Annotated in this window: 19 protein-coding genes, 6 tRNA genes and 1 pseudogene; 12 read left to right on the forward strand and 14 right to left on the reverse strand. The window is 71.1% G+C overall.

The features are described 5' to 3' along the window. Nucleotides 1-133, forward strand: a 133-nt coding sequence (locus ACWEF2_RS17425; RefSeq protein WP_453816423.1) for a tectonin domain-containing protein, incomplete at its 5' end; no start/stop codon positions are given. Between the two features lie 139 nt (nucleotides 134-272). On the opposite strand, the gene ACWEF2_RS17430 is transcribed toward ACWEF2_RS17425, so the two are convergent. The 3 genes from ACWEF2_RS17430 to ACWEF2_RS17440 form a co-directional block, all read right to left on the reverse strand. Then, nucleotides 273-347 (reverse strand) — tRNA-Val (locus ACWEF2_RS17430). A gap of 14 nt (nucleotides 348-361) precedes the next feature. Next, a tRNA-Cys gene (locus tag ACWEF2_RS17435) sits at nucleotides 362-432 on the reverse strand. A 25-nt stretch (nucleotides 433-457) separates the two neighbouring features. Continuing rightward, a tRNA-Gly gene (locus ACWEF2_RS17440) sits at nucleotides 458-529 on the reverse strand. A gap of 234 nt (nucleotides 530-763) precedes the next feature. Between ACWEF2_RS17440 and dusB the strand changes: the two genes are divergently transcribed. The 4 genes from dusB to ACWEF2_RS17460 all read left to right on the forward strand — a co-directional run bounded on the left by dusB (nucleotide 764) and on the right by ACWEF2_RS17460 (nucleotide 5369). Next, complete coding sequence (gene dusB / locus ACWEF2_RS17445) at nucleotides 764-1885, forward strand: tRNA dihydrouridine synthase DusB (RefSeq protein ID WP_453816321.1); 1122 nt, start codon at nucleotides 764-766, stop codon at nucleotides 1883-1885. 155 nt (nucleotides 1886-2040) lie between these two features. After that, the gene (locus tag ACWEF2_RS17450; RefSeq protein WP_453816323.1) at nucleotides 2041-3960 is read left to right on the forward strand and encodes a TRAP transporter permease; all 1920 of its coding nucleotides are present in this window, start codon (nucleotides 2041-2043) and stop codon (nucleotides 3958-3960) included. Then, a complete protein-coding gene (locus ACWEF2_RS17455; protein WP_453816325.1) occupies nucleotides 3957-4928 on the forward strand; it encodes a TAXI family TRAP transporter solute-binding subunit in 972 nt (323 codons plus the stop codon). Before ACWEF2_RS17450 ends, ACWEF2_RS17455 begins: the two co-directional genes overlap by 4 nt. A 51-nt stretch (nucleotides 4929-4979) precedes the next feature. Further along, nucleotides 4980-5369: an MmcQ/YjbR family DNA-binding protein gene (locus ACWEF2_RS17460; RefSeq protein WP_453816327.1), complete on the forward strand. Its 390-nt coding sequence runs from the start codon at nucleotides 4980-4982 to the stop codon at nucleotides 5367-5369. Here the strand turns inward: ACWEF2_RS17460 and ACWEF2_RS17465 are convergent. After that, complete coding sequence (locus tag ACWEF2_RS17465) at nucleotides 5347-7839, reverse strand: DEAD/DEAH box helicase (RefSeq protein ID WP_453816329.1); 2493 nt, start codon at nucleotides 7837-7839, stop codon at nucleotides 5347-5349. The two genes, ACWEF2_RS17460 and ACWEF2_RS17465, sit on opposite strands and share 23 nt — an antisense overlap. Before the next feature lie 234 nt (nucleotides 7840-8073). Here ACWEF2_RS17465 and ACWEF2_RS17470 point away from each other — a divergent pair, with 234 nt between their 5' ends. The 3 genes and pseudogenes from ACWEF2_RS17470 to ACWEF2_RS17480 all read left to right on the forward strand — a co-directional run. Beyond that, a complete protein-coding gene (locus ACWEF2_RS17470; protein ID WP_453816331.1) occupies nucleotides 8074-9321 on the forward strand; it encodes a sensor histidine kinase in 1248 nt (415 codons plus the stop codon). Then, complete coding sequence (locus ACWEF2_RS17475) at nucleotides 9312-9956, forward strand: response regulator (RefSeq protein WP_453816333.1); 645 nt, start codon at nucleotides 9312-9314, stop codon at nucleotides 9954-9956. The genes ACWEF2_RS17470 and ACWEF2_RS17475 overlap by 10 nt, the downstream gene beginning before the upstream one ends. A gap of 42 nt (nucleotides 9957-9998) precedes the next feature. Continuing rightward, nucleotides 9999-10097: pseudogene (locus ACWEF2_RS17480) on the forward strand (RNA-guided endonuclease TnpB family protein); the annotation flags it as partial. 116 nt (nucleotides 10098-10213) lie between these two features. Here ACWEF2_RS17480 and ACWEF2_RS17485 read toward each other — a convergent pair. Continuing rightward, nucleotides 10214-10627: a GlcG/HbpS family heme-binding protein gene (locus tag ACWEF2_RS17485; RefSeq protein WP_453816335.1), complete on the reverse strand. Its 414-nt coding sequence runs from the start codon at nucleotides 10625-10627 to the stop codon at nucleotides 10214-10216. A 114-nt stretch (nucleotides 10628-10741) separates the two neighbouring features. Between ACWEF2_RS17485 and ACWEF2_RS17490 the strand changes: the two genes are divergently transcribed. Then, entirely contained in the window at nucleotides 10742-11923 is a 1182-nt protein-coding gene (locus tag ACWEF2_RS17490; RefSeq protein ID WP_453816337.1) for a phosphotransferase enzyme family protein, read from the forward strand. A 1010-nt stretch (nucleotides 11924-12933) separates the two neighbouring features. Here the strand turns inward: ACWEF2_RS17490 and ACWEF2_RS17495 are convergent. From ACWEF2_RS17495 to ACWEF2_RS17535, 9 genes are all read right to left on the reverse strand, one after another. After that, nucleotides 12934-14013: a HesA/MoeB/ThiF family protein gene (locus tag ACWEF2_RS17495; RefSeq protein ID WP_453816425.1), complete on the reverse strand. Its 1080-nt coding sequence runs from the start codon at nucleotides 14011-14013 to the stop codon at nucleotides 12934-12936. Between the two features lie 77 nt (nucleotides 14014-14090). After that, nucleotides 14091-14219 carry a hypothetical protein gene (locus ACWEF2_RS17500; RefSeq protein WP_453816339.1) on the reverse strand — a complete coding sequence of 43 codons (129 nt, stop codon included), beginning with the start codon at nucleotides 14217-14219 and terminating at the stop codon, nucleotides 14091-14093. A 70-nt stretch (nucleotides 14220-14289) separates the two neighbouring features. Then, nucleotides 14290-15570, reverse strand: a complete 1281-nt coding sequence (locus ACWEF2_RS17505) for an MFS transporter (RefSeq protein WP_453816341.1) — start codon at nucleotides 15568-15570, stop codon at nucleotides 14290-14292. A gap of 62 nt (nucleotides 15571-15632) precedes the next feature. Continuing rightward, a complete protein-coding gene (locus tag ACWEF2_RS17510; RefSeq protein WP_453816343.1) occupies nucleotides 15633-17477 on the reverse strand; it encodes a tetratricopeptide repeat protein in 1845 nt (614 codons plus the stop codon). Nucleotides 17478-17800: 323 nt separating this feature from the next. Beyond that, nucleotides 17801-18478: a helix-turn-helix domain-containing protein gene (locus tag ACWEF2_RS17515; protein WP_453816345.1), complete on the reverse strand. Its 678-nt coding sequence runs from the start codon at nucleotides 18476-18478 to the stop codon at nucleotides 17801-17803. A gap of 167 nt (nucleotides 18479-18645) precedes the next feature. Next, nucleotides 18646-20424: a phosphatidylglycerol lysyltransferase domain-containing protein gene (locus ACWEF2_RS17520; RefSeq protein ID WP_453816347.1), complete on the reverse strand. Its 1779-nt coding sequence runs from the start codon at nucleotides 20422-20424 to the stop codon at nucleotides 18646-18648. A gap of 330 nt (nucleotides 20425-20754) precedes the next feature. Further along, nucleotides 20755-20826 (reverse strand) — tRNA-Val (locus tag ACWEF2_RS17525). 14 nt (nucleotides 20827-20840) lie between these two features. Next, a tRNA-Cys gene (locus ACWEF2_RS17530) sits at nucleotides 20841-20911 on the reverse strand. A gap of 23 nt (nucleotides 20912-20934) precedes the next feature. Next, a tRNA-Gly gene (locus ACWEF2_RS17535) sits at nucleotides 20935-21006 on the reverse strand. 290 nt (nucleotides 21007-21296) lie between these two features. Here ACWEF2_RS17535 and hutH point away from each other — a divergent pair. The 3 genes from hutH (at nucleotide 21297) to ACWEF2_RS17550 (ending at nucleotide 24759) form a co-directional block, all read left to right on the forward strand. Beyond that, nucleotides 21297-22844, forward strand: a complete 1548-nt coding sequence (hutH, locus tag ACWEF2_RS17540) for a histidine ammonia-lyase (protein WP_453816350.1) — start codon at nucleotides 21297-21299, stop codon at nucleotides 22842-22844. Nucleotides 22845-22909: 65 nt separating this feature from the next. Continuing rightward, entirely contained in the window at nucleotides 22910-23932 is a 1023-nt protein-coding gene (locus ACWEF2_RS17545) for a chorismate-binding protein (protein WP_453816352.1), read from the forward strand. Continuing rightward, nucleotides 23929-24759: an aminotransferase class IV gene (locus tag ACWEF2_RS17550; RefSeq protein ID WP_453816354.1), complete on the forward strand. Its 831-nt coding sequence runs from the start codon at nucleotides 23929-23931 to the stop codon at nucleotides 24757-24759. Before ACWEF2_RS17545 ends, ACWEF2_RS17550 begins: the two co-directional genes overlap by 4 nt. The last annotated feature ends 2 nt before the right edge of the window (nucleotides 24760-24761 follow it).

The raw sequence follows: 24761 nt of genomic DNA on the forward strand, positions 1-24761 counted from the left end.
CAACAACGACGCCAGTCCCTGGGTTCAGATCCCCGGTGCCCTCAGTGACATCGGCGCGGCCTCCGACGGCACCGTGTGGGGCGTCAACTCCGGCGGAGACATCTTCCGCTACACCGGAGACCAGCCGGGCTAAATCGCGAAAGTCACACGACTCCGCCCTTTGGGGAGGGATTGTCGCGTGCGCGCGTAAGGGGCCGGGGAATCCGGCGAAACCGTCCCGGACCCCTTCACGCGCGCACGCGCGAGCGGCTCGCGAAACTCGCCATGAAAACTGGTGGACGATACAGGGATTGAACCTGTGACCTCTTCCGTGTCAGGGAAGCGCTCTCCCGCTGAGCTAATCGTCCGTGCGGAACACGAGAGGTGGAGACGGGATTCGAACCCGTGTACACGGCTTTGCAGGCCGTTGCCTCGCCTCTCGGCCACTCCACCGGAGTGAGAGCCCGAAGACCCTTCGAGCGGAAGACGGGATTCGAACCCGCGACCCTCACCTTGGCAAGGTGATGCTCTACCACTGAGCCACTTCCGCGTGTTTCCGCCGGGCGTCCCCCGCGGCAACGAGTGAACTCTAGCGGGTTTTCCGGGTGCTTGCCTAACCGTGACCGGCCGGACCGGCGGAGCCCGCGGGTGATTCCGTGCCCCACGAAGTACGATCCGCGATCATCGAAGGGGCCGTCACATCCCGCCGCCGTGGCCGGGGCCGGAGGGGAGGTCCCGTCCGGCATGATTCGTCCTAACGGTCCCGGTGCGGTAAAAACACCAGGTGGAGTCGTTGAAGCTGGGATCGCTTGAGGTCTGGCCGCCGGTGGTGCTCGCACCCATGGCCGGGATCACCAACGCGCCGTTCCGGACGCTCTGCCGCGAGCAGGGCGGGGGACTGTTCGTCTGCGAGATGATCACGACGCGGGCGCTGGTGGAGCGGAACGCCAAGACGCTCAAGATGATCCGGTTCGAGCCGGGTGAAAAGCCCCGCAGCATCCAGCTCTACGGGGTCGACCCGGTGACCGTCGGCAGGGCCGTCCGCATGATCGCCGAGGAGGGCCTGGCCGATCACGTGGACCTCAACTTCGGCTGCCCGGTGCCCAAGGTGACCCGGCGGGGCGGCGGCTCGGCCCTGCCGTACAAGCGGAACCTGCTCCGGGCCATCCTGCGCGAGGCCGTGCGCAACGCCGGGACGCTGCCGGTGACCATGAAGATGCGGAAGGGCATCGACGACGACCACCTCACCTATCTGGACGCCGGGCGGATCGCGGTGGAGGAGGGGATCGCGGCGATCGCGCTGCACGGTCGCACCGCCGTCCAGCACTACGGCGGGGCCGCGGACTGGGGGGCCGTCGCGCGGCTCAAGGAGGCGGTGACCGAGATCCCCGTGCTCGGCAACGGCGACATCTGGAGCGCCGCCGACGCGCTGCGGATGATGGCCGAGACCGGGTGCGACGGCGTCGTCGTGGGCCGGGGCTGCCTGGGGCGCCCCTGGCTGTTCGCGGACCTGGCGGCCGTGTGCGACGGCCGCGCCGAGTCGATCCGGCCGAGGCTGGGCGAGGTCGCCGCGACGATGGACCGGCACGCCACGCTGCTGGCCGAGTGCTTCGGCAGCGAGCAGCACGCCGTGGCCGACTTCCGCAAGCACGTCGGCTGGTATCTCAAGGGCTTCACCGTCGGCGCCGACCTCCGCCGCCGCCTGGCCGTCTCCGTCACCCTCGCCGACCTCCGGGACGGCCTGGCCGAGTTGGAGGCCGGTCAGCCCTGGCCCGACGGCGTGGACGCGCCGCGCGGCAAGACGCACCCGCGTGACCGCGTCCACCTGCCGGCGGGGTGGCTGGACGACCCCTACGAGGTCGTCGTCCCCTGCGCCGACGCCGAGCTCGACACCTCCGGCGGCTGACGGCCGGAGGGCTCACCGGTTCTTGGACGGCCGCCGCCTCCGGCGGGGCCGATGCCGCGAGGGTGACGGGAATGTGGCGTCATTCCGACAGAATAATGTCACCTTTCCGGCTACCCTCCTGTCAGGAATCGGCGGCCCGCACGGGGAGACGACGCTTGACGGAGACCACGGCACCGGATGACCTGATCGCGGAGTTCGACGCCGAGCGGCCCGCCAGGCGGCTGTCCGGCCGGGTGGCGCGGGCCGTCGCCCTCGTCGCCCTCGGGCTCTCGCTCTACGCGCTCTACCGGGCGTTCCGCCCCGGTCCCGTGCTGCCCTACCGGATGCTCTTCCTCGCGGTCGTGCTGCCGCTCACCTTCGTCTGCTACAAGCCGGGGCCGCGGAGTGGCGATCGGCCGGGGGCGGTCGACTGGGCGCTGGCGGTGCTGTCGCTCGCGCTCTGCCTCTACCCGACGGTCGTCTTCGACGACTTCATCAGGCGGGCGTTCGCCCCGACGGTCCTCGACGTGGTGGTGGGCGCGGCCATCTCGCTGCTGGTGCTGGAGGCCTGCCGCCGCACGGTCGGCTGGATCCTGCCCGCGGTCTGCGCCGGGTTCCTCGCCTACGCCTACTACGGCGGCTACCTGCCCTTCGACTGGGCCGTCGGGCACCGGGGCTACGACGTCGACAGGATCGTGGCCTCGCTGGTGATGGGCACCGACGGTGTGTACGGCGTGCCGCTCGACGTGGCGGCCACCTACATCATCCTCTTCACCGTCTACGGGACGGTCCTCGACCGTTCCGGCGCGGGCAGGTTCTTCGTGGACGTCTCCCTGGCGGCCTTCCGGCGCTCACGCTCGGCCCCCGGCCGTACGGTCGCCCTCGCCGGGTTCCTGCTCGGTACGGTCAGCGGCTCGGGTGTGGCGACGACGGTGAGCGTGGGCAGCGTCGCCTGGCCGATCCTGCGCGGGGCGGGATACCCCCGTGAGCAGGGCGGAGGCGTGCTCGCCGCCGCGGGCATCGGCGCGATCCTGTCCCCGCCCACGTTGGGCGCGGCGGCGTTCGTCATCGCCGAATACCTCCGGGTGAGCTACCTCACCGTGCTCGTCTACGCGCTGATTCCCACGATCCTGTACTACCTGGGAGTCTTCCTGGCCATCGAGATCGACGCCCGCAAGTACGGCACGCGGCCGGCCGGGGCGGACGCGCCGCGCCTGTGGCCGCTGATGCGGCGGTTCGGATACCACTTCAGCTCGCTGTTCGTGATCGTCGTCCTGATGGCGCTGGGGCAGTCGCCGTTCCGGGCGGTGGTGTACGCCACGCTGCTGGCCCTCGCGCTCTCCTTCCTCGACCCCGGCCGGCGGCTCACCCCGCGGAGAGCGGCCGAGGCGCTCGCCGCGGGCACCACGGGGGTGCTTCCCGTCGCGGTCACCTGTGCCGCCGCCGGGATGATCGTCGCCGTCGTCACGCTGACCGGGCTGGGCCTCAAGGCGAGCTCGCTGATCGTGGGGGCCTCGGGCGGCATTCTCGCCGTCACCGCGCTGCTGTGCGCGCTGGCGGTGCTGGTGCTCGGCCTGGCCGTGCCGGTGACCGCGTCGTTCGTCATCGCGGCGGTCGTCATCGGTCCGGCGCTGACCGGCCTGGGGGCGGGTCCGGCCGAGGCGTACATGTTCATCTTCTACTACGCGGTGCTGTCGGAGGTCAGCCCGCCCACGGCGCTGTCGGCCCTCGCGGCCTCGGCCATCACCGGCGGCAACGCCCACCGGACCATGATGGCCACCTGGAAGTACACGCTTCCGGCCTTCCTGGTGCCGTTCGCCTTCGTGCTGACCCCCACGGGGTCGGCGCTGCTGGCCCAGGGGCCGATAGGGGAGATTCTCTTCGCGACAGGGGTCTCGGCGCTCGCGGTGGCGGCCCTGGCCGCCACCACCGGTGGCTGGCTGTTCGGCCGGGCGAGACCGGCCGAGCGGGTGCTGTGCGGGGTGGCGGCGGTCCTGCTGCTGTTCCTGTCGCCCGTTCCGGCGCTGGCCGGGGCGGGTCTGCTGGCCCTGGCCGTCGCACTGCACCTGGTCACCCGAGCTCGGGAGGAACAATGACGATCATCAGGCGTGTGGCCGTGCTACTGGCCGCCGGGGCGTTGCTGCTCGGCGGCTGCGGCGGTGACCGTTCCGCCGGCCGGGCCGGGGACGGAGGCGCCGAGGGCAGGCGGCTGTCGATCGCCACCGGCAACACCACGGGCGTCTACTACGTCCTCGGCGGGGCCCTCGCCGACCAGATCGGCAGGCACATCCCCGGCTATCAGGCCACGGCCGAGGCGACCGGCGCCTCGGTGGAGAACATCCAGCGAGTCGTCAGGGGCGACTCCGACATCGCCTTCACCCTCGCCGACTCCGCCGCCGACGCGGTCACGGGCACGGGGGCGTTCACCTCTCCGCAGCCGATCCGCGCCATCGCCCGCCTGTACGACAACTACACCCAGGTGGTCGCCACCGTCGAGTCGGGCGTGAAAACGCTCGCCGACCTCAAGGGCAAGCGGGTCTCCACGGGGTCCCCCAACTCCGGCACCGAGGTCATCGCGCTGCGTCTGCTCACGGTCGCGGGCCTTGACCCGGAAGAGGACGTCGTGCTTCAGTCGCTCGGCCTGCCCGAGAGCGTGCAGGCGATCAAAGACGGCGATCTCGACGCCCTGGTCTGGTCCGGCGGCCTGCCCACGCCGGGGGTCACCGACCTGATGACCAGCCTCAAGGGTGAGGTGACCCTCATCCCGCTGGACGATGCGCCGGCCCCCCTGCGCGACCGGTACGGCCAGGCGTACGCCGCGGGCACGATCCCCAGGGACGTCTACTCGACCCCGGCCGACGTCGCCACGATCACGGTGCCGAACCTGCTCGTGGTGAACGAGGGCATGGACCCCGCCCTGGCCGGCGGCCTCGCCCGGCTGCTGCTGGAGCACCGGGCGGAGTTGGAGAGGGTCCACCCCGCGGCCCGGAGCGTCACCCGTGAGAGCGCCCCCCGGGCCGGCCCTGTCCCCCTCCACGAGGGCGCCCGGAAGTACTACGGCTGACCTTCGCGAGGAAGGGCCCGATCTGTCGGTCGGGTCTGATAGCTCTGCTCCATGACCAAACGTGGAGTGACCCCCGAGGAGTTCTTGAGGATCGCGTCGGCGCTGCCCGAGGTGGAGCTGGCCCAATACAGTGAGGAGTGGGTCGGGCTCAGGGTCCGGGGCAAGGGCTTCGGCTACTTCTCGGAGGCCAAGCGGACCGCCCAGGTCAAGGTCACCGTGGAGGAGCGGGCCGCCATGGTGGGGGAGGACCCGGAGGTCTACGGGTCCTCCTGGACCAGCGGCCGGTTCGGCTGGGTGGAGATCCGGCTGGACCGCGTCGACCCCGCCGAGCTGGCCGAGGCGGTGACCGAGGGGTGGTGCCTGACCGCCCCGTCCGGCCTGGTCGCCGACTACGAGGCCCGCGCCGGCCTCGCCTCGGTCAAAGACGGTTCAGGCCGATGACGTGCACCACGGCGCGGCCCTCCTCGTCGGAGGCCGCCAGGGCCACCTGGGCGTCGATGCCCCAGTCGCCGTCGCCCGCCGGATCGGCGATGACCTGGCGGACCCGCCAGAACTCCTTCTCCTCCTCGATGCGGAGCAGGCCGGGGCCGCGGGCGTCGGGGCCGGTGCCGATCTCCTCGTGGTCGGCGTAGTAGGCGTCGAGCGCGGCCCCCCAGTCGACGTCCGGTGCCAGCTCGGCGAGCTCCTCCTCCTTCTCCAGGGCTGCCAGCTCGACCAGCCGGAACATCGCGTTGCGGACCAGCACCCTGAAGGCGCGGATGTTGGCGGTGACCGGTTTGGTGGTCTCCTCCAGCGAGGGCGCCTCCAGCTCGCCGGTGGGGTTCTGCAACTGCTCCCATTCGTCCAGGAGGCTGGAGTCGACCTGACGGACCAGTTCGCCGAGCCACTCGATGAGATCGATGAGGTCCTCGGTCTTGAGATGCTCGGGGATGGTCCGCGACAGGGTGCGGTAGGCGTCGGCGAGGTAGCGGAGCACGGTGCCCTCGGACCGGGTCAGCTCGTAGAACTGCACGTAGTCGGCGAAGGTCATGGCCCGCTCGTACATGTCCCTGACCACGGATTTGGGGCTGACCGTGTAGTCACCGACCCAGGGGTGGCCCCGGCGGTAGGTCTCGTAGGCGCCCAGCAGCAGATCGGCCAGCGGCGTCGGGTAGGTGACGTCGTTGAGGAGCTCCATCCGCTCCTCGTACTCGATGCCGTCGGCCTTCATCTGCGCCACGGCCTCGCCGCGAGCCTTGTTGAGCTGCGCCGACAGGATCTGGCGGGGGTCGTCGAGGATGGACTCGATGATCGAGACCATGTCCAGGGCGTAGGTCGGCGACTCCATGTCCAGCAGTTCGAGGGTCGCGAGCGCGAAGGTGGACAGCGCCTGGTTCAGCGCGAAGTCCTCCTGCAGGTCCACGGTCAGCCGGGCCATCCGGCCCTGCTCGTCGGGTTCGGCCAGCTTCTCCACCACGCCGCCGGCCAGCAGCGAGCGGTAGATCGCGATGGCCTGGTGGATGTGCCGCCGCTGCCACCTGCGGTCGTCGTGGTTGTCGGTGAGCAGGTGTCTCATCGCGGCGTAGCAGTCGCCGGGGCGGTTGATCACCGCGAGCAGCATCGCGTTGCTGACCTTGAACCGGGAGTTCAGCGGCTCCGGCTCGGCGGTCTGCAGCTTCTGGAAGGTCTCCTCGCTCCAGCCGACGAAGCCCTCCGGCGGCTTCTTGCGAGAGAAGCCGCGCCGCCGCTTGGGATCGTCACCGATCTTGGCCAGCGCCTTCTCGTTCTCCACGACGTGCTCGGGGGCCTGGCAGACGACGTAGCCGATCGTGTCGAAGCCGGCCCGTCCGGCCCGCCCGGCGATCTGGTGGAACTCGCGGGCGCGCAGCCGCCGCACCTTGCTGCCGTCGTACTTGCTCAGCGCGGTGAACAGCACGGTCCTGATCGGCACGTTGACGCCGACGCCGAGGGTGTCGGTGCCGCAGATGACCTTCAGCAGGCCCGCCTGGGCGAGCCGTTCCACCAGCCGGCGATATTTGGGGAGCATTCCGGCGTGGTGGACGCCGATGCCGTGCCGTACGAGGCGTGACAGGGCCTTGCCGAAACGTGTGGTGAAGCGGAAGTTGCCGATCAGGGTGGCGATGGACTCCTTCTCGGCCTTGGTGGACATGTTGATGCTCATCAGCGCCTGCGCCCGCTCCATGGCCGCGGCCTGGGTGAAGTGGACGACGTAGACCGGATACTGGTTGGTGGTGAGCATCTCCTCCAGCGTCTCGTGGAGGGGGGTGAGCCGGTAGGAGTAGACCAGCGGGACCGGGCGCTCGGTGTTCTTGACCACCGCCGTGGGCCGGCCGGTGCGACGGGTGAGATCCTCCTCGAACCTGCTGACGTCGCCCAGCGTCGCCGACATCAGGATGAACTGCACGCCTGGCAGTTCCAGCAGCGGAACCTGCCAGGCCCAGCCCCGGTCGGGCTCGGCGTAGAAGTGGAACTCGTCCATCACGACCTGGCCGATGTCGGCCTGGGCGCCGTCGCGGAGCGCGACGTTGGCGAGGATCTCGGCGGTGCAGCAGATGATCGGCGCGCCGGGGTTCACGCTCGCGTCGCCGGTCATCATGCCGACGTTCTCGGTGCCGAACACCGCGCACAGGTCGAAGAACTTCTCCGACACCAGCGCCTTGATCGGCGCGGTGTAGAAGGTGCGCACGTCCCGTGTCAACGCGGTGAAGTGCGCGCCGGCCGCGACCAGGCTCTTGCCCGACCCGGTGGGGGTGGACAGGATCAGGTTGTTGCCGGAGACGACCTCGATCAGCGCCTCCTCCTGCGCGGGGTAGAGGGTGAGCCCCCGCTCGGAGTTCCATCCGACGAACGCGTCGAAGATGGCGTCGGGGTCGGCGTCGATCTCTTCTGGCAGGCGATCTACAAGGCTCACGGTTCAATACTGCCGAAGAAGTGGAGGTGGTCGGACCCACTCGGGTCACGGATGCCCTTATCGCGCGGGCAAAATAGCGAACTCCGAATGGCCGATTCATCTTAAATACCGCTAAACCGTGATCAAGTGGACTGAATGGGGGCGGCGACGGTGCCGCCGGTAGGGAGCGCCCTACCCCGCTCACACCGGTGCGCGGGGTCGATGCCCGGGGGCCGTGCTCATAGCGTTGGCCCCATGAGAACCCTCCTGCGCCGTGTCGGTGTCGACAGCCGCTACCTGATCGTCGGTTTTCCCGTCTCGGTGGTCTTCTTCTGCCTGATGACGGCCGGCTTCGCCGCGGGGGTCGGCACGGTGATCGTGTGGGTGGGCCTGCCGATCCTGGCGGCGACGCTGCTGGTGGCGCGGGGCATGGCCGATGTGGAACGGCGGATGCTGCCCGAGGTGCTCGGCCGCCCGGTGCCCCGGCCGCGTTACCGCGCCGCGCCGCGGAACGCGGGATGGTTCCGCCGCATGGTGAACCCGCTGACCAGCGGGCAGTCGTGGCTCGACCTGCTCTACGGCATCGTGGCCTTCCCGCTCTCCATCGTGACCTTCGTGGTCGCGGTGACCTGGTGGGCGGGGACGGTCACCGGCCTCACCTACCCCCTCTACAGGTGGATCATCGTCCAGATCCCCGGTAACCAGGGGCTTCCCGAACTGCTGGGCCTGAGCGACAGCCCGCTGGTCGAGGTGGTGTTCAACACGGTCATCGGTGTGCTGTTCGCGCTCACCCTGCCGCTGATGCTCCGCGGCGCGGCACTGGTCCAGGCCGGGCTCGGCCGGGCCATGCTGACCGGGGTGGCCGAGCTGCACGAGCGCATCGACGACCTGGCCCAGGGCCGGGCCGCCGCTGTGTCGGCCGAGGCGAACGCGCTGCGGCGGCTGGAACGCGACATCCACGACGGCCCGCAGCAGCGCCTGGTCTCCCTGGCCATGGACCTGTCGCGGGCCCAGCGCCGGCTCAGGAGCGATCCGCAGGCGGTGGAGGAGATGCTCGGCCAGGCCATCGCCTCGACCCGGGAGACCCTGGACGAACTGCGTGCGCTCTCCAGGGGCATCGCGCCGCCCATCCTGACCGACCGCGGCCTGGCCCCGGCGCTCGCCGCGCTGGCCGGCCGCTGCACGATCCCGGTCGAGCTGGACGTGCAGACGACGGGCCGCTTCCCCGCCGCGGTGGAGAACACCGTCTACTTCGTGGTCGCCGAGTCCCTGACCAACGCGGCCAAGCATAGCCACGCCACCGTCTGCACGGTGTCGCTGAGCAGGACCGGCGGTGTACTGATGCTGACGGTCGGGGATGATGGAGTCGGTGGCGCACATGTCGCCAAAGGACATGGTCTGTCCGGTCTCGCCGACCGTCTCAGGGCGGTGGACGGCGAACTGGCTGTGGAGTCACCGGTGGGCGGGCCCACGGTGATCGTGGCGGAGGTTCCGTGCGGGTAGTCGTGGCCGACGACGCGGTTTTGATCAGGGAGGGCCTGATCAGGTTGCTGGAGGAGTTCGGGTGCGAGGTGGTCGCGGCCGTGGGCGACGGCGACGGCCTCGTGGCGGCCGTCGCCGAGCACAGGCCGGACGTGTCCGTGGTGGACGTCCGGATGCCGCCCGGTTTCACCGACGAGGGGCTGCGGGCGGCCGTCGAGGCACGCAGGCGGGTCCCCGGGGCGCCGGTGCTGATCCTGTCCCAGTACGTGGAGGTGTCCTACGCGGACGACCTGCTCGCCGACGCCAGGGGGGCGGTGGGATACCTGCTCAAGGACCGGGTGGTGGACGTCGACGACTTCCTGGGAGGTCTGCGGACGGTGGCGGCCGGCGGCACCGTCTTCGACCCGCAGGTGGTGGCACAGCTGATGGTACGGCGCCGCGACGACCCGCTCTCCCGGCTCACCCCGAGGGAGCGCGAGGTGCTCGGCCTGATGGCGGAGGGCAGGTCCAATCCGGCCATCGGGCGCCGGCTCGTGGTCAGCGACGGCGCGGTGGAGAAGCACATCCGGAGCATCTTCGCCAAGCTCGGCCTGTACGCGGAGGACGGCGACCAGCACCGCCGGGTCCTCGCCGTCCTCGCCTATCTGCGCTCCTGACCGGGTACGGCCCCGCGTTTCCACCCGGCGCCTTCCCATGCCGCGGCGGGGCGGTACTTCGCCTCGTTCGTGGTCAAGGCGACGGGCGAACCGTTGCCGCAGACGACGGGCGAAGTCGGTGTCGACCTGGGGCTTACGCACTTGTGGAGCGCGGGTAAGACCGGGAGTGATCCCGGCACCGCGCGGTGAAGCGGTAACCCGCCGGGAGCCGCACGCGCGGCAGACCGGAATCCCCGTCCTTTAGGACGGAATGGATGTCAACTCCTCTGCCAGAGCCCTTCCCAGAGCGACGCGGCGGCCTCGGCACAGGCCACGTTCTGGGCGACGGTGCCGCCGCTGACCCCGATCGCGCCCACCACCCGGTGGTTCTCACCGGACTCCCGGAGGGGGACGCCGCCGCCGAGGCAGACGTAGCGGTCCCCGGCGAGGCCGTACAGCTCCCCGCCCGGCGCGACCAGGGAGGCGAGGTCGGCGGTGGACATCCGGTGGGCCACCGCGGTGTACGCCTTGCCGGGGGCGAGGACCGGACCGGCGATCTCGGCGTGGTCCATCCGCTGAAAGGCGACCAGGCGGGCGCCCTCGTCAACCACGGCCACCGAGACGAGGGCCCCTTCGCGCCCGGCCTGCTTTACCGCGGCCTCACACATGCGCAGCGCGAGTTCGAGGTTCACCGGGCTCCTTACCCTTGGAAAGCCTGAGAGGTGGACAATCTGGTTTGTATCCAGGCCAGGCAGGATGATGCAAGATCTCGTATCGGAAGTTCTGAGCGTTCTCACGGAGGATCCATGCAGGCCCACGATCTGTCCGCCGGCGGTGACGTGCTGGCCCGCGTGCACGACGCCGCCCGTGCGGCGGTGCGGATCCACGGCCTGCCCGACGCCGAGGTCACGCTGATCAACGTTTCGGAGAACGCCACCTACCGGGTCGACGATCCGGCAGGTGGGACGTGCTCCATCCTGCGGGTGCACCGCCTGGGCTACCACGCCACCCCGGCGATCCTCTCCGAGCTGGCATGGCTGGAGGCGCTGAGGGTGGAGGCGGGGGTCCGGACCCCCAGGGTGCTCCCGGCCCCCGGCGGGCGGCGGGTGCTGACCGTCCCCGGCGCGCAGCCCCGCGACTGCGTGATGTTCGAGTTCCTGCCGGGGGCCGAACCGCCGCCGGATCGGCTGGTGCCCGGTTTCGAGCGGCTCGGCGCGCTCACCGCGCGCATGCACCGGCACGCGCGGAACTGGCGGCGCCCCGCCGCCTTCACCCGCTTCCACTGGGACTACGACGCCGCCCTCGGCGCCGAGTCGCGCTGGGGCCGCTGGCAGGACGGGGTGGGGGTGGACTCCGAGGCGGCGGCCGTGCTGGAACGGCTCGCCAAGGAACTGCGGGAGCGGCTGCGCCGGTTCGGCCGGGGGCCCGGGCGCTACGGACTGATCCACGCCGATCTGCGCCTGGCCAACCTGCTGGTGGTGGGTGACGAGCCGCCGGGTGTCATCGACTTCGACGACTGCGGCTTCGGGTGGTACCTCTACGACCTGGCCGCGGCGGTCAGCTTCATCGAGCACCACCCCCAGGTCCCCGAGATGATCGCGGCCTGGGTGCGGGGCTACCGGACCGTTCTCGGCCTGCCGGCCGAGGACGAGGCCGAGATCTGGACGTTCATCATGTTCCGCCGCCTGCTGCTGGTCGCCTGGATCGGCACGCACACCGGCGTGGACATCGCCGCCGAACTCGGCGCCGGTTACACCGAGGGCACCTGTGAACTGGCCGAACGTTACCTATCCGGCCGGCCGGGGACCCCCGGCCGATCCACTCCGCCCACACCGGCGACGCCGTACCGGGCGTTCCCGCCACCGGGTCCACGCCCACAGGAGCTGAAAGCCCCCGACAACCGTCACGACGACGACGGCGTCGGCCGTCGCGACCAGGTCGCCGCCGGAGATCAACGTGTCGAGCGCGGGACCGAGCAGCGTCAGTAGGGCCGGGATCATGACCACCACGGCCACGGTCAGGCAGGCCGCGGTGCCGGTGAGCAGGACGACGGTGTAGATCCGCACCGTCACGGCCTCGCGCCGGGGCAGCTCGGCCAGCGGGTTCACCGCCGGACGGCGGAGCGGGCGGCCAAGCAGGTAGCCGAGGTAGGCCCTCCCGTCGGCGTACAGGTTGCGGCAGCCGGAGAGATCCTGAAACACGAAGTAGAGATCGGTCCGCATGAAGATCATCAGTTGGAAACCGAGCGAGACGACCTGGTTGAGCAGGACGACCGAGACCAGGCGGTGTGGGCCGCCACCCGGATGGGTCAGCGCCAGCGTGACCAGCGCGCAGCTGGCGATCACGGCGTCCAGCGCCATTCCGGACAGGTAGACGGTCAGCCGATCCCGCCGCTCCGCCGCCCAGACGCCCGTCACGTCCGTCTGGGCGGTCAGGAACTGCAGCCGGGTGCTGAGCCGGATCCGTCCGGGAACCCCGGCCGCGCGGGCGGTGCACAGGTGGGCGAGCTCGTGCAGGCAGACGCACGACCACGCGATCATCGCCTGAGTGAGCAGGGACACGCTGCCGAGGGCGTTCCACGCCACCGCCGAGGGGCCGGGCAGCAGCGAGGGCCTGGCCAGCGCCAGCCCTGCCCCGAGCAGGATCAGCGCCGCGACGGCGGCGTGCAACCGCGGACTGAGCAGCCAGGCGACATGCCCGGGTCTCAGCCGGGGCAAGGTGACGGGCGCCGGGGGAGGGGCGGCCACCGGCCTCTCGTCGATCTCGGCCACGAACCCCATTTCGACCATGGCCGTCACGAAGTCCTGGACGTCGACGCGCTCACCGCTCTCCCCGCGTATGCGGTTCTCGGCCTCCGCGGGGGAGGCGCCCTCCCGCAGCAGCTCGATCACCCGCATTCCGGACGGTGGGATCGAGATGAACCGGCCGGTCTCGGCTCTCCCCACGATCCACTCGGCGCCGTCCCGCCGGATCCGGAGCTCGCGCAGCCGTACCGCGGTCATCTCCGGCACCGTCCGCATCCCTCGCCTTCGCCGTATTCGCCGAAAACCAGGTGGTCGGGGGCGATCAGGTTGACCCCGTGGATGAAGTTGGCGAGGATCTCGGGGACGCCGGTGACGATCCTGACGACGGCGTTGGCGACCAGATGGCCGGAGATTCCCGCCGAGGCGGCCGTCACGCCGGGGCCGCCGAGGTCGATGGAGAAGCCCCGGGAGTCGGGGTGGTGGGAGACCTCCCGGCTCCGCCGTCGATCCTCGGCCCGGATGACACACTCGTAGCAGAGACCGCGGCCCGGCAGGAAGACGCCCACGGTGACGAGGGGGCCGTTGTAGCCTCCGCCGACCCAGGGCAGCCCCGCCGTCGCGCACACCCTGCTCGTCCACACCCGGATTCCGTCGGGCCCTTTGGGCTCGTCGGCGCAGAGCGCCACGACGTCGAAGCCCGCGGAGATCCGGACCAGGTCCTCCGGGCAGGTGATGCGCGCCTCCTCGCCGGTGACCCGCACATCGGAGTTGAGGGCGCGCAGCCGCTCCAGGGCGGCCCGGGTTTTGGGGCGGCCCACGTCCCGTTCGGAGTACAGGACCTGCCGGTTGAGGTTCGACAGTTCCACCCGGTCGACGTCCACGCAGTGCAGGGTTCCGACACCGGAGGCCACCAGGGCCTGCGCCGCGGTCCCGCCGGTCCCGCCCAGGCCGAGCAGGAGCACCCTGGCCTGTCTCAGCCGGAGCTGAGCCTCCCAGCCGTGCTCCCTGGGGGTGAGGTCGGCCCAGCGGAAGAAGGCGTGACCGCGGCTGTAGCGCTCTCGTTCGCGTGGGGTCAGCTCTTCGGGCGCGGTCGCGCCGACGTCCTCGACATGACCGGAATCCATCAGCTGGGCGACCAGTTCGGCCGCCGCGGCCGGGGGAAGCCCGGTCAGGTGCCGGGAGATCTCCTCGGGGGTGCGGGTGCCGTCCATCGCACCCAGCACGCGCCAGACCAGGCCGTCGGGGTCCTCGATCTCCTGGGCCACGCCGTAGATCTGGCCGCCGATCCGGATCCTGCCGTCCGCCAGGCGGTAGGCGGCGTGTTCTCTCTTCACTCTTGGCAAGTGCACGGGTTCCTCCACGGTCGGCCCGGGGCCCCGAAGGGTGCCGGGCCGGCCGAGAGCAGGCGGCGTCAGTTGCCGCTGGCGTTGCTGGCGACGTTGCCGGTCGTTTCGATCTTGCCGAGCCGGCGGATGCGGATCTTGACCTTAACCTCGGCCTTGACCTCGGTGGGCTGCTGAATCTTTTCGTCTTCCGTCACTACGCACTCCATCCAGATCGGTGGGACTGGTGTTTCCTCAGTGGCGGGAGGGGTCCTGTGTGGTTCATGATCATATGGGGTGCTGGGGAAATGACGTCAATCTTTTTTCGGCATTATTCTTCTTTTGTTGGGGTTGGCTCTTGAAATGGGTCATTCCCGGGGCGAGCAATGCCGTTAAGGGCAGGGTGACGCCCGCGAGGGTGGCCAGCAGCAGGACCGGCGACGTTCCCAGAGCCGAGGTGACCGGGCCGGTCATGGCCAGGCCGAGCGGGGTCAGCGCCGAGGAGGCGATCCAGTCCAGGGAGGTGACGCGGGCCAGCCGCTCGGCGGGCACCTCCCGCTGGAGTGACACCACCCACTGCACTGAGAAGACCTCCAGCCCGAACCCGGCCAGGGCGAGGCAGACGTAGACGGGCCACGGGGTCGGCGACAGTCCGAGAGCCGGCGGCACCAGCCCGTACGCCGCCAGTCCGAGGATCCCGGCCAGACCCGCCCGCCGGGGCTTCCAGACCATGCTGACGATCCCCCCGGCCAGCCCGCCCACCGAGAGCAGGGCGAGGCCGGTTCCGTAGAAGGAGTCGCCGCCGAAACTCTCCCGCGCCAGGAGGGGGAGCAGCACCTGGACGGGGGCGATCGTGAGCATCGACTGCAGGGCGGTCACCCCGACGACCGCGCCGATCCAGCGCCGCAGCCAGACCTCGTGCACGCCCTCCGCGATCTCCTTCCAGGCCGAGGCCCGGGGGGCGCGGGCCAGAGTGGGCTCGCGCAGGGTCAGCAGGACGCCCAGACTGAGCGCGAAGGCCACCAGGGCGGCCAGGAACGCCGTCCCGGTCGAGGCGAACGACACCAGGAACGCGCCCAGGCCCGGCCCGGCGATCGCGCCGATCCGCCAGGAGACGGCGTTCAGGGCGGCACCGGCCGGTCGCTGCGCCGGAGCGAGGACCGAGCCGAGACACGCCTGGAAGGCGGGGCGGAAGAACGACTCCGCGGCCCCGGCGAGAAAGACCATCCCGCCGAGAACCCAGGCCGACGTCACCCCCGACAGGCCGACGGTCACCACACAGCACAGGAACCCCTGGGAGGCGAGCATGACGTGCCGCCGGGGCAGACGGTCGGCCCACACCCCGCCGAACAGCCCGAAGGAGACCAGGGCGGCCCAGCGGGCGGCGAGCACCCCGCCCACCACCGTGGCGTCCCCACCCGCGTCGAGCAGTGAGACGACCACCGCGACAGGGAAGATCTGATCTCCGGCGACGGAGGCGATCAGGCTGACCCAGAGGGTCCGGAACCCCCGATTGCCCATCACCGAGCCGGCGAGCCACTGCCGTGTCGACCTCCTGAGGGTATCCATGCTGGTGAATGATTCGCCATTCGCCTCTTGGTAACAAGGCGTTTTCCCTTGGCGACGAGGGGTCAGGGGCGGTGCAGGGCCCTGTGGATGTCGTCGTCGTCCGGGGCCAGTCCCAGCGCCCGGGTGAGGTCGGCCACCGCCTCCTCCTCCCGTCCGGCGGCGCGCAGCGCCATCGCCCGGTTGAACAGCAGCACCGGGTCCGCCCCCGGTTCCAGAGCGCGGGTGAGATCGGCGACCGCGCCCTCCGGGTCGCCGGCCTCGAACGCCAGCATGCCCCGGCCGGCCCAGGCCGCCGCCAGTGAGGGGGAGAGCTCCACGGCCCGGTCGAACGCGCTCCGCGCCCGTTCCGGGCGGCCCTCGGCCATCTCGACCTGGCCCAGCGCGCACAGCAGGTACGGGTTGAGCGGGTCGAGTGCCAGGCCGGCCTCCGCGTCGGCCCTGGCCCGGCCGTACTCGCCGAGGGCGGCCAGCAGGCCGGCCCGGTTGGTCAGCCCGTCGACGAACTCCGGATCCAGCTCCAGCGCGTGGTCCAGGTCGGAGAGAGCGCCCCGGTGGTCGCCGGTGGCGAAACGGATCTCGGCCCGGTTGTAGTAGGGCTCGGGAAAGGGCGGGCCGGCCCGCATCGCCGTCTCGTAGTCGGCGATCGCCGCCTCCGGTCTGCCCAGCCGGTGGAGCAGGTTCCCCCGGTCGATGTAGTAGTCGGGGTAGCCGGGGTCGGCCGCGATCACCGCGTCCAGGTCCTTTAGGGCGTCCTCGGGGCGGCCCAGCATGACGGCGAGCTGCGCCCGGTTGGCCAGCAGCACCATCCGGTGGATCGGGTGCTCGCCCGGCCGCAGATCCCGGTCCGCCAGGTCCAGCGCCCGCTGGACGAGCTCCAGCGCCTTGGCGGGGCGGCCCAGCCGTACCTCCACCAGCGCCCGGCCGTTGAGGTCGAACCCCAGTTTGAACGCCCGCTCGCGCGGATCGGGCAGGAGCGTGGAGATGGCGATCGCCTGGTTCACCCAGGCCAGCGCGGCGTCGAGGTCGCGCCGGGCCGGGTCGTGGTGACGGACCTTGAGCATCGCGGTGGAGTAGGCGGCGGCCGCGTGGGTGACAGGGGAGAGGCTCTCCCTTCTGGCCAGGTCGAACAGGGCCTCGGCCTCGTCCTCGCGGCGCAGCGCGCCGAGCGCGGTCGCTGTGCTGTGCAGCAGCCGCCACCGGATCTCCGGCTCGGTGTTCTCCGGGCAGGCCAGTCGCAACGCGCGCAGGCCCAGCTCGGCCACCGCCTCGTGACAGCCCGCGTCCAGGCACCACTCGACCGCGTGCCGGAACGCCCGCACCGCTCCGTCCTGATCGGTGCCCCGCTCGCGGTGGTAGGGGATCGCCCCGAGCCGCACGCCGACCGTGCCCCCCCGCTCCAGTTCGTCGGCCAGCGTGTCGTGCTCCTGGGGGCTGAGCGGCTTCTCGGGTACGGCCCGCCCGCCGGTCACGACGGTCAGCGACTCCGGGGCGATCCGCCGCCGCAGCACCGTCAGCAGCTCCCGATCGGTGGGGTCGGCGAGGTGGACGTTCTCGACGACGAGCGTCCGAGGCCCGGTTTCGGACAGGTGGTCGCGGAGGAACTCGGCGATCCCGTTCGACAGCCGCAGCGTACGGCGGGGCGCGTGCACCAGGATCCGTTCCGCCCTGGGCAGCCCGTCGGCCGCCGAGCGGCGCCTGACGGGGATCAGCTCGCGCGCGTCCGGCGCCACGGCGCGCAGCTCGATGTCATGGCGGGCCACGAGTTCCGGCCGGGCCACGGGTACCAGGGCCGAGACGATCGCGCCCGCGACGGTGTACGGTCCGCGCAGCCGCCGGTCGGCGTCCACCGGGGGCAGGAGCAGGGGGGCGAGGGGCGGTTTCTCCGATGGGAACGTTCCCGGACTCACCGGTCTCCTCTGGGTTGTCTCGGGGTGGGGCGTGGGGCCGGCGCCCATCGCTGGGCGCCGGTTCCGTGGCTCAGATGTCAGCCGACATGCTTCGGGCTGGCGGCTCCGCTGAGCGTGATGGTGCCGGGCTTGTGAATGATGACCTGCTTCATTGCATGCCTTTCCCAGAAATAAGAACAAACGGTAAGTATTCGCACTAATCGCATGCTTTGACAAGATTTACTTCTGAGAGTGGCCTAATCAGGACAACCCTCTGGACAAACCGGTTGCGTGTCCGTTTCGCCGCCTGGTGTACCGACCGGAACCGGTCAGGGCCGGGGCCGCTACCGGGTGGTGTGGTGGATGCGCCGCCCGCTGATCTCGGCGGGGACGATCCGGATGCGGAGCTCCCGCTCTCCGCCCGCCCACGGCTCGACGTCCGCGGCGGTCACGGCCACCTGCTCGGGCCCGGAGGAGATGTGGTGGGCGGTGCCCTGGACGAGCACGCTCCAGCCCCGCCTGTCGACCTCGTCGATCCGGTCCACCTCGAAGGCGGCCTCGAACCCGGCACCCTTGACACCGGTGCGCGGGTTCCGGTCCGGCGAGCCGCCGAACGCGGTGCGGAGCAGCACGGCACCCCCGTGCACCACGTAGTCGACGGGCAGGATCACCGGTCCGGAGGGGCCGTCGTAGGCCACCCGGCCCACGCCGCCGGGGGAGATCAGGCGCAGGCACTCGTCGGCGCTCAGCCCCTCCAGCCGAGGGGTCGCCGCGGTGTGATCGCGCTCCGCGAGCCGGCCCACGGCGCCGCCGAGCAGTTCCTCGCCACTGGTGTCGAGCGCCGCGGCCAGCCGCTCCACGGTTCCCGCGGTGGGCGAGGCGGCGTTCTCCTCCAGGTAGGCGAGGTAGCCGGGGTCGATCCCGGCCCGTCCGGCCAGCTCCTGCCGGGTCAGGCCGAGAGCCCTGCGCCGCTTCGCGACCCGGCGACCAAGATCGCCTGGCGTGGCGATGTTCTCAAGCATGGAGTCCCCCTTGTTCACGGACGCGCGGGAGACGCGGGCCCGGCAGGGGCGCCTGCCGCCGAGCCGCCGCGTGCCGGGGCGGATCCGGCGCGCCGTACCCGTGACCGTGCCCCCGGGCGCCTTCCATACCCGGCGAACCCGCTGATCACTCGGCGCCGGGGCGGCTCTCACCGTGCCAGCGGGGCCCGGTCCTCGGCGACGCCCGGGCCGGACCGGGGACGGGACCTGTGGCGCCACGGGGTCCGGGGGAGGCCGACGTTGATGAACGCCTCCGCCTGGAGCGCGGCCACGCCGATACGAGGCAGGTCGCGGGCGGCGGGGTAGACCAGGAACCGGGGTAGCCAGAGCGGGTGGAACTTGGCGTTGAACCGGTACAGCGACTCGATCTGGAACCACCGGGACAGGAAGACGAGGATGGAGTGCCAGGCCCGCAGAACCGGACCGGCCCCCAGCCGCTCGCCTCTGGCCAGCACCGCGCGGAACATGGCGAAGTTGAGCGAGACCCTGCGCACCCCGAGCTCGGGGGCCGCCTGCAGCGCCTTGACGATCAGCAGCTCGTTGAGGCCGGGGTCGGCGCCGCGGTCACGGCGCATCAGATCCAGCGAGATGCCGTCGGCCCCCCACGGGACGAAGTGCAGGACCGCCCGGATGTCCTCGCCGGGCGGGGCCGTCCCCTCCTCGGCGGCCCTGTGCGCGGTGACGACGACGCAGTCGCCGTCGGAGGGGTCGCCGAAACGGCCGAGCGCCATGGAGAAGCCCCGCTCGACCTCCGTGCCCCGCCAGGAGTCGGCGGCGTGCCGGATCCGCTCCTTCTCCGTCTCGGAGAGGTCCCCGACCCGCCGTACCCGGCAGGTGTAGCCCGCGCGTTCGATCCGGTTCACCATCTGCCGGACGTTGCGCATGGCCCTGCCCTGGAGGGTGAAGTCGGCCACCTCGACCACGGCCTCGTCGCCGATCTCCAGCGCGGACAGGTCCCCCTCCCTGGTCCAGACCTCGCCCCCGGTCTCGCTGCACCCGACCACGGCGGGCACCCAGGCATGCCGCCTGGCCTCCTCCATGAACCGCCTGATCGCACCCGGCCAGGCCTCGATGTCGCCGATCGGGTCGCCGCTGGCCAGCATGACCCCGGCGACCACCCGATAGGCGATCACGGCCTTGCCGGTGGGGGAGAAGATCACGCTTTTGTCCCGGCGCAGCGCGAAGTAGCCCAGCGAGTCACGGGCGCCGTGCCGGTCGAGCAGCGCGCGCACCGTCCCCTCCTCCTCGGGGCTCAGCTCGGCGACGGGTTTCTCCGGCCGCAGCGCCAGGTAGAGAGTGGTCACAGCGGTGAGCAGACCGAGCCCGGCGAGGGAGAAGTAAACCAGGTCGGCGGTTCTCTCGCTGGAGTACTGGACCGGGCCCTCCAGGCCGATGAGGCCCAGCAGCACGTGCTGGAGCCGCTCGCCGATGTCGGGGTCGCCCACGATGTTGCGCGGGTGGCTGTTGACGACCACCCACCCGATGGCGACGTCCAGGACGCACAGGAGCAGGAAGTTCCAGAGCGCCCGCCAGCGGGTGCGCGGGTCGGAGAGGGCGTGGAACTCGTGCCGGTTGATCACGAGCACCGCGAAGACCAGCATGCTGATCGCGGCGCTGACGGGCCGGCGCAGGTGCACGAGTTCGATGAGGGCGCTCAGCGGCAGCAGCAGCACCACGGCCCGCCAGGCCCGCACCTTCCGGCGCCGGAGCGCGTGCGCGATCATGACGAGCAGGATCCCCATGACGAGCGAGGCCGCCTGGGCGAGCGAGGTGACGGTCCCCGGCAGGAACCCCGCTATCTCGCCCACCCGTGTTCCCCGGAAGGGCCGGAACACGGCCCGGATGATGTCCAGGATCCCGATGACCAACGCCGCGTAACCCGCCGCGGCGGGTACCCAGGAACGAGAGATACGTGGGCGATCGCTCATGTTAGGACATTAAACGGTGCGGTCCATCGCCTCGTGCAGGCCGGGCCTGCGCATGATTAACCGTGCCCTTAACCGGTCTGAGTGGCTTTGCCGATTGGCCCGTGCCAACATACACCCCGGACGGTATGAAATCGGATAAGGGCGACATACGATTTACAGCGGCACAATTGCCGTTTCTTTGCGGTCCGGTGACGGTAACGACCCTCGCGACGCCGACATGGGTGCACCGGCATGACCGTCGGCGATCCGCGCGGACGGCTCGCGGAGCAGCCGGTTCCCGTGGAGAAAACCACAGATCCCCAGGCCGTGGGCCTGGGGATCTGCGAAGGGTGGACGATACAGGGATTGAACCTGTGACCTCTTCCGTGTCAGGGAAGCGCTCTCCCGCTGAGCTAATCGTCCGCGCCGAAGACAAGAGGTGGAGACGGGATTTGAACCCGTGTACACGGCTTTGCAGGCCGTTGCCTCGCCTCTCGGCCACTCCACCGAGTGGGGGCCGGAGCCCCTTCGAGCGGAAGACGGGATTCGAACCCGCGACCCTCACCTTGGCAAGGTGATGCTCTACCACTGAGCCACTTCCGCGTGCGTCTCCGGGCCGACCCGGACTCACGGACAGAACTCTAGCGAATACTCGCCGACTCCCCAAACCGGAGCGCGCGCCCCGGCCCTGGGCGGCAGGCTGTTTCGGCCGCGGGTCCGGGAGTCCGCCCTCACCCTGATCCGGGAGTCCGCCGGCCCTGTCACCGGCCCCGCCGCCCTCGGACCCCGGGAGCCGCCGAGCCGGGCGGCCGGGGGTGGATCGCCTTGTAACGAGCTTCCGGTAAGGAGCTAACATCGCATACGCCAGTTACCTGATCCGAGAGAGTGGCACCATGGGCAACAACGCGGTAGTGAACATCGGGCCGGAGCCGCTGAGCTTCGACGAGGTCGTCAGGGTGGCCCGGTACGGCGCCGAGGTAAGGCTCACCGACGAGGCCGTGGCGGTCATGGCCTCGGCCCGCACCCGGGTGGACGAGCTCGCCGAGAGCCCCACCCCCGCCTACGGGGTGTCGACCGGGTTCGGCGCCCTGGCCACCCGGCACATCGAACCCTCACTCCGCGCCCGGCTGCAGCGCTCCCTGATCCGCTCGCACGCCGCCGGATCCGGGCCCGAGGTGGAGACCGAGGCCGTCCGGGCGCTGATGCTGCTCCGCCTGCGCACCCTGGCCACCGGTCACACGGGCGTCCGGCCGAGGACCGCGGAGGTGCTCATGAGCCTGCTCAACGCCCAGATCACCCCGGTGGTGCACGAGTACGGCAGTCTCGGCTGCTCAGGAGACCTGGCGCCGCTCTCCCACGTGGCCCTCACGATCATGGGGGAGGGCGTCGTCCGCGACGCCTCGGGTGACCTGGTGGACGCCCCCGAGGCGCTCAAGCGCGCGGGCATCGAGCCCGTCGAGCTGGCGGCCAAGGAGGGGCTGGCCCTCATCAACGGCACCGACGGCATGCTCGGCATGCTGATCCTGGCCATGAACGACCTCGGCCGCCTCCTCAGGACCGCCGACGTCGCCGCGGCCATGAGCGTGGAGGCGCTGCTGGGCACCGACAGGGTCTTCGCCGCCGACCTGCAGGCACTCCGCCCGCATCCGGGGCAGGCGGCCAGCGCCGCCAACCTCCGGGCCCTGCTCAAGGACTCAGGGATCATGGACTCTCACCGGGACGGCACCTGCACCCGAGTCCAGGACGCCTACTCGCTGCGCTGCGCCCCGCAGGTCGCCGGAGCCGCCCGCGACACCCTCGCGCACGCCGCCGCGGTCGCCGCTCGCGAGCTCGTCTCCGTGATCGACAACCCGGTGATCCTGGCCGACGGCAGGGTGGAGTCCAACGGCAACTTCCACGGCGCCCCGGTGGGCTACGTGCTCGACTTCCTGGCCATCGCGGTCGCGGACATGGCGAGCATCTCCGAGCGCCGTACCGACCGCATGCTCGACGTGGCCCGCAGCCACGGCCTGCCGGCCTTCCTCGCCGACGACCCCGGCGTGGACTCCGGCCACATGATCGCCCAGTACACCCAGGCCTCGATCGTCTCCGAGCTCAAGCGTCTGGCCGTGCCCGCCAGCGTGGACTCCATCCCGAGTTCGGCCATGCAGGAGGACCACGTCTCCATGGGCTGGTCGGCCGGGCGTAAGCTGCGCCGCTCGGTGGACGGCCTCACCCGGGTGCTCGCGGTGGAGATCCTCACCGCGGCCCGGGCGCTCGACCTGCGCGCGCCACACCGGCCGGCACCCGCGACCGGAGCCGTGGTCGCCGCCCTGCGCCAGGTGGTCCCCGGCCCCGGCCCGGACCGCTTCCTCGCCCCGGAGATCGAGTCGGTGGTCCGGCTCGTCGCGGACAACGCCGTCGTCGCCGCGGCCGAGGGGGTCACCGGCCCGCTGGGATAGCGGGGTTTCCGCCCTTGCCGCACCATCGGTGCGCCTTTCGGCCGGCGCGGCGGGACAATAGCGGGGTGTATGACCCATTTGCTCATATAGGGGGCCGTCTGGCCACCCGGCTCCGCGACGTCACCACCGACCTGGCCGCGCTCGACGGCCAGGGGTGGTGGGCCGTGGTGGTCGACTACGAGGGCAAGGTCACCTGCGCCAGGTTCGACGACGTCCGGCCCGCGCCGCTGCCCGTGCCACGGAGTCCCTGGCGCGGGCCGCACCCCTCGTCGTGGCGGAGCTCGCTGAACCGGACCGCCTACGAGGACGGCGTACGCCGCATCCGTGACCACATCGAGCGGGGTGAGGTGTATCAGGCCAACCTGTGCCGGGTGCTGACCGCGCCGCTGCCACCGGATCCGGACCCGGTGGCGCTGGCCGTACGCCTGGCCGAGGGCAACCCCGCCCCCTACGCCGCCACGGTGAGCCTGCCCGGGCTGAGCGTGGTGTCGGCCTCCCCGGAGCTCTACCTGTCCAGGGACGGCGACGTGATCGAGTCCAGGCCGATCAAGGGCACCGGGGTCACCGTGGAGGACCTGCTGGAGAAGGACTACGCGGAGAACGTGATGATCGTCGACCTGGTCCGCAACGACCTGGGCCGGGTCGCCGAGGTCGGATCGGTGAGCGTGCCCGCGCTGTGCGAGGTCGAGGAGCATCCGGGCCTGGTGCACCTGGTCTCCACGGTCCGGGCCCGGCTCGCCCCGGAGTTCGGCTGGCCCGAGCTGTTCGGTGCGACGTTTCCTCCAGGTTCGGTAACCGGAGCCCCGAAATCTTCCGCGCTGCGTGTCATCAATGAACTCGAACCCGAGCCTCGCGGGCCGTACTGTGGAGCCGTGGGCTGGGTCGATGCCGACCGGCGCCGGGCATCCCTGGCCGTGGGGATCCGCACCTTCTGGTTCTCGTCCGACGAAATCCGTTTCGGCACCGGCGCGGGCATAACCTGGGGCAGCGACCCGCGCCGGGAGTGGGACGAGACCGAGTTGAAGGCCGCCCGGCTCATCGCGCTCGCCTCCACATCGGATTCAGCAGTTTCGGGAGGAAGTCGATGAACGTACCCGTGTGGGTCGACGGGCGGCTGGTCCGGCCCGACCAGGCGACCGTCTCGGTGTTCGACCACGGCCTGATGGTCGGGGACGGCGTGTTCGAGACCGTCAAGTCCGTGAACGGCGTCCCCTTCGCGCTCACCCGCCACCTGGACCGGCTCCGCCTGTCGGCCCGGCGTATGGACCTGCCCGAGCCTGACGTCGAGGCGATCGCCTCGGGGGTGCGGGCCTGCCTGGCGGAGGCGCCCCCCTGGCCGCTCGGCCGGGTCCGCATCACCTACACCGGCGGTCTTGGCCCGCTGGGCTCCGACCGGGGCGACCAGGGCTGCACCACCGTGGTGATCGCCGGTGAGCAGCGGCCGTTCCCGGCCACCGCCGGCGTCGTCGTCGTGCCGTGGCCCCGCAACGAGCACGGTGCGCTCACCGGTGTGAAGAGCACCTCCTACGGCGAGAACGTCAAGGCGCTCCTGTACGCCAAGGCCGCGGGCGGTGGTGAGGCGATCTTCGAAAACCTGGCGGGCGACCTCTGCGAGGGCACAGGCAGCAACGTCTTCATCGTGCGAGAGGGCCGCCTGATCACTCCCACGACGGCCTCCGGCTGCCTGGCCGGGGTCACCCGGGCGCTCACCCTCGAATGGTGCGGCGGTTACCAGGAGGATGTCCCGCTGTCGGCCCTCTACGAGGCCGACGAGGCGTTCCTGACCTCCACCACCCGCGACATCCAGCCGATCCGCGCCGTCGACCGGACCGTGCTGCCGGCCGCCCCCGGCCCGATCACCGCCAAGGCCATGCGGGTCTTCGCCGAGCGGAGCGCGGCCGACCTCGACCCGTGACC

It is taken from the genome of Streptosporangium sp. NPDC004631, from assembly GCF_053601935.1.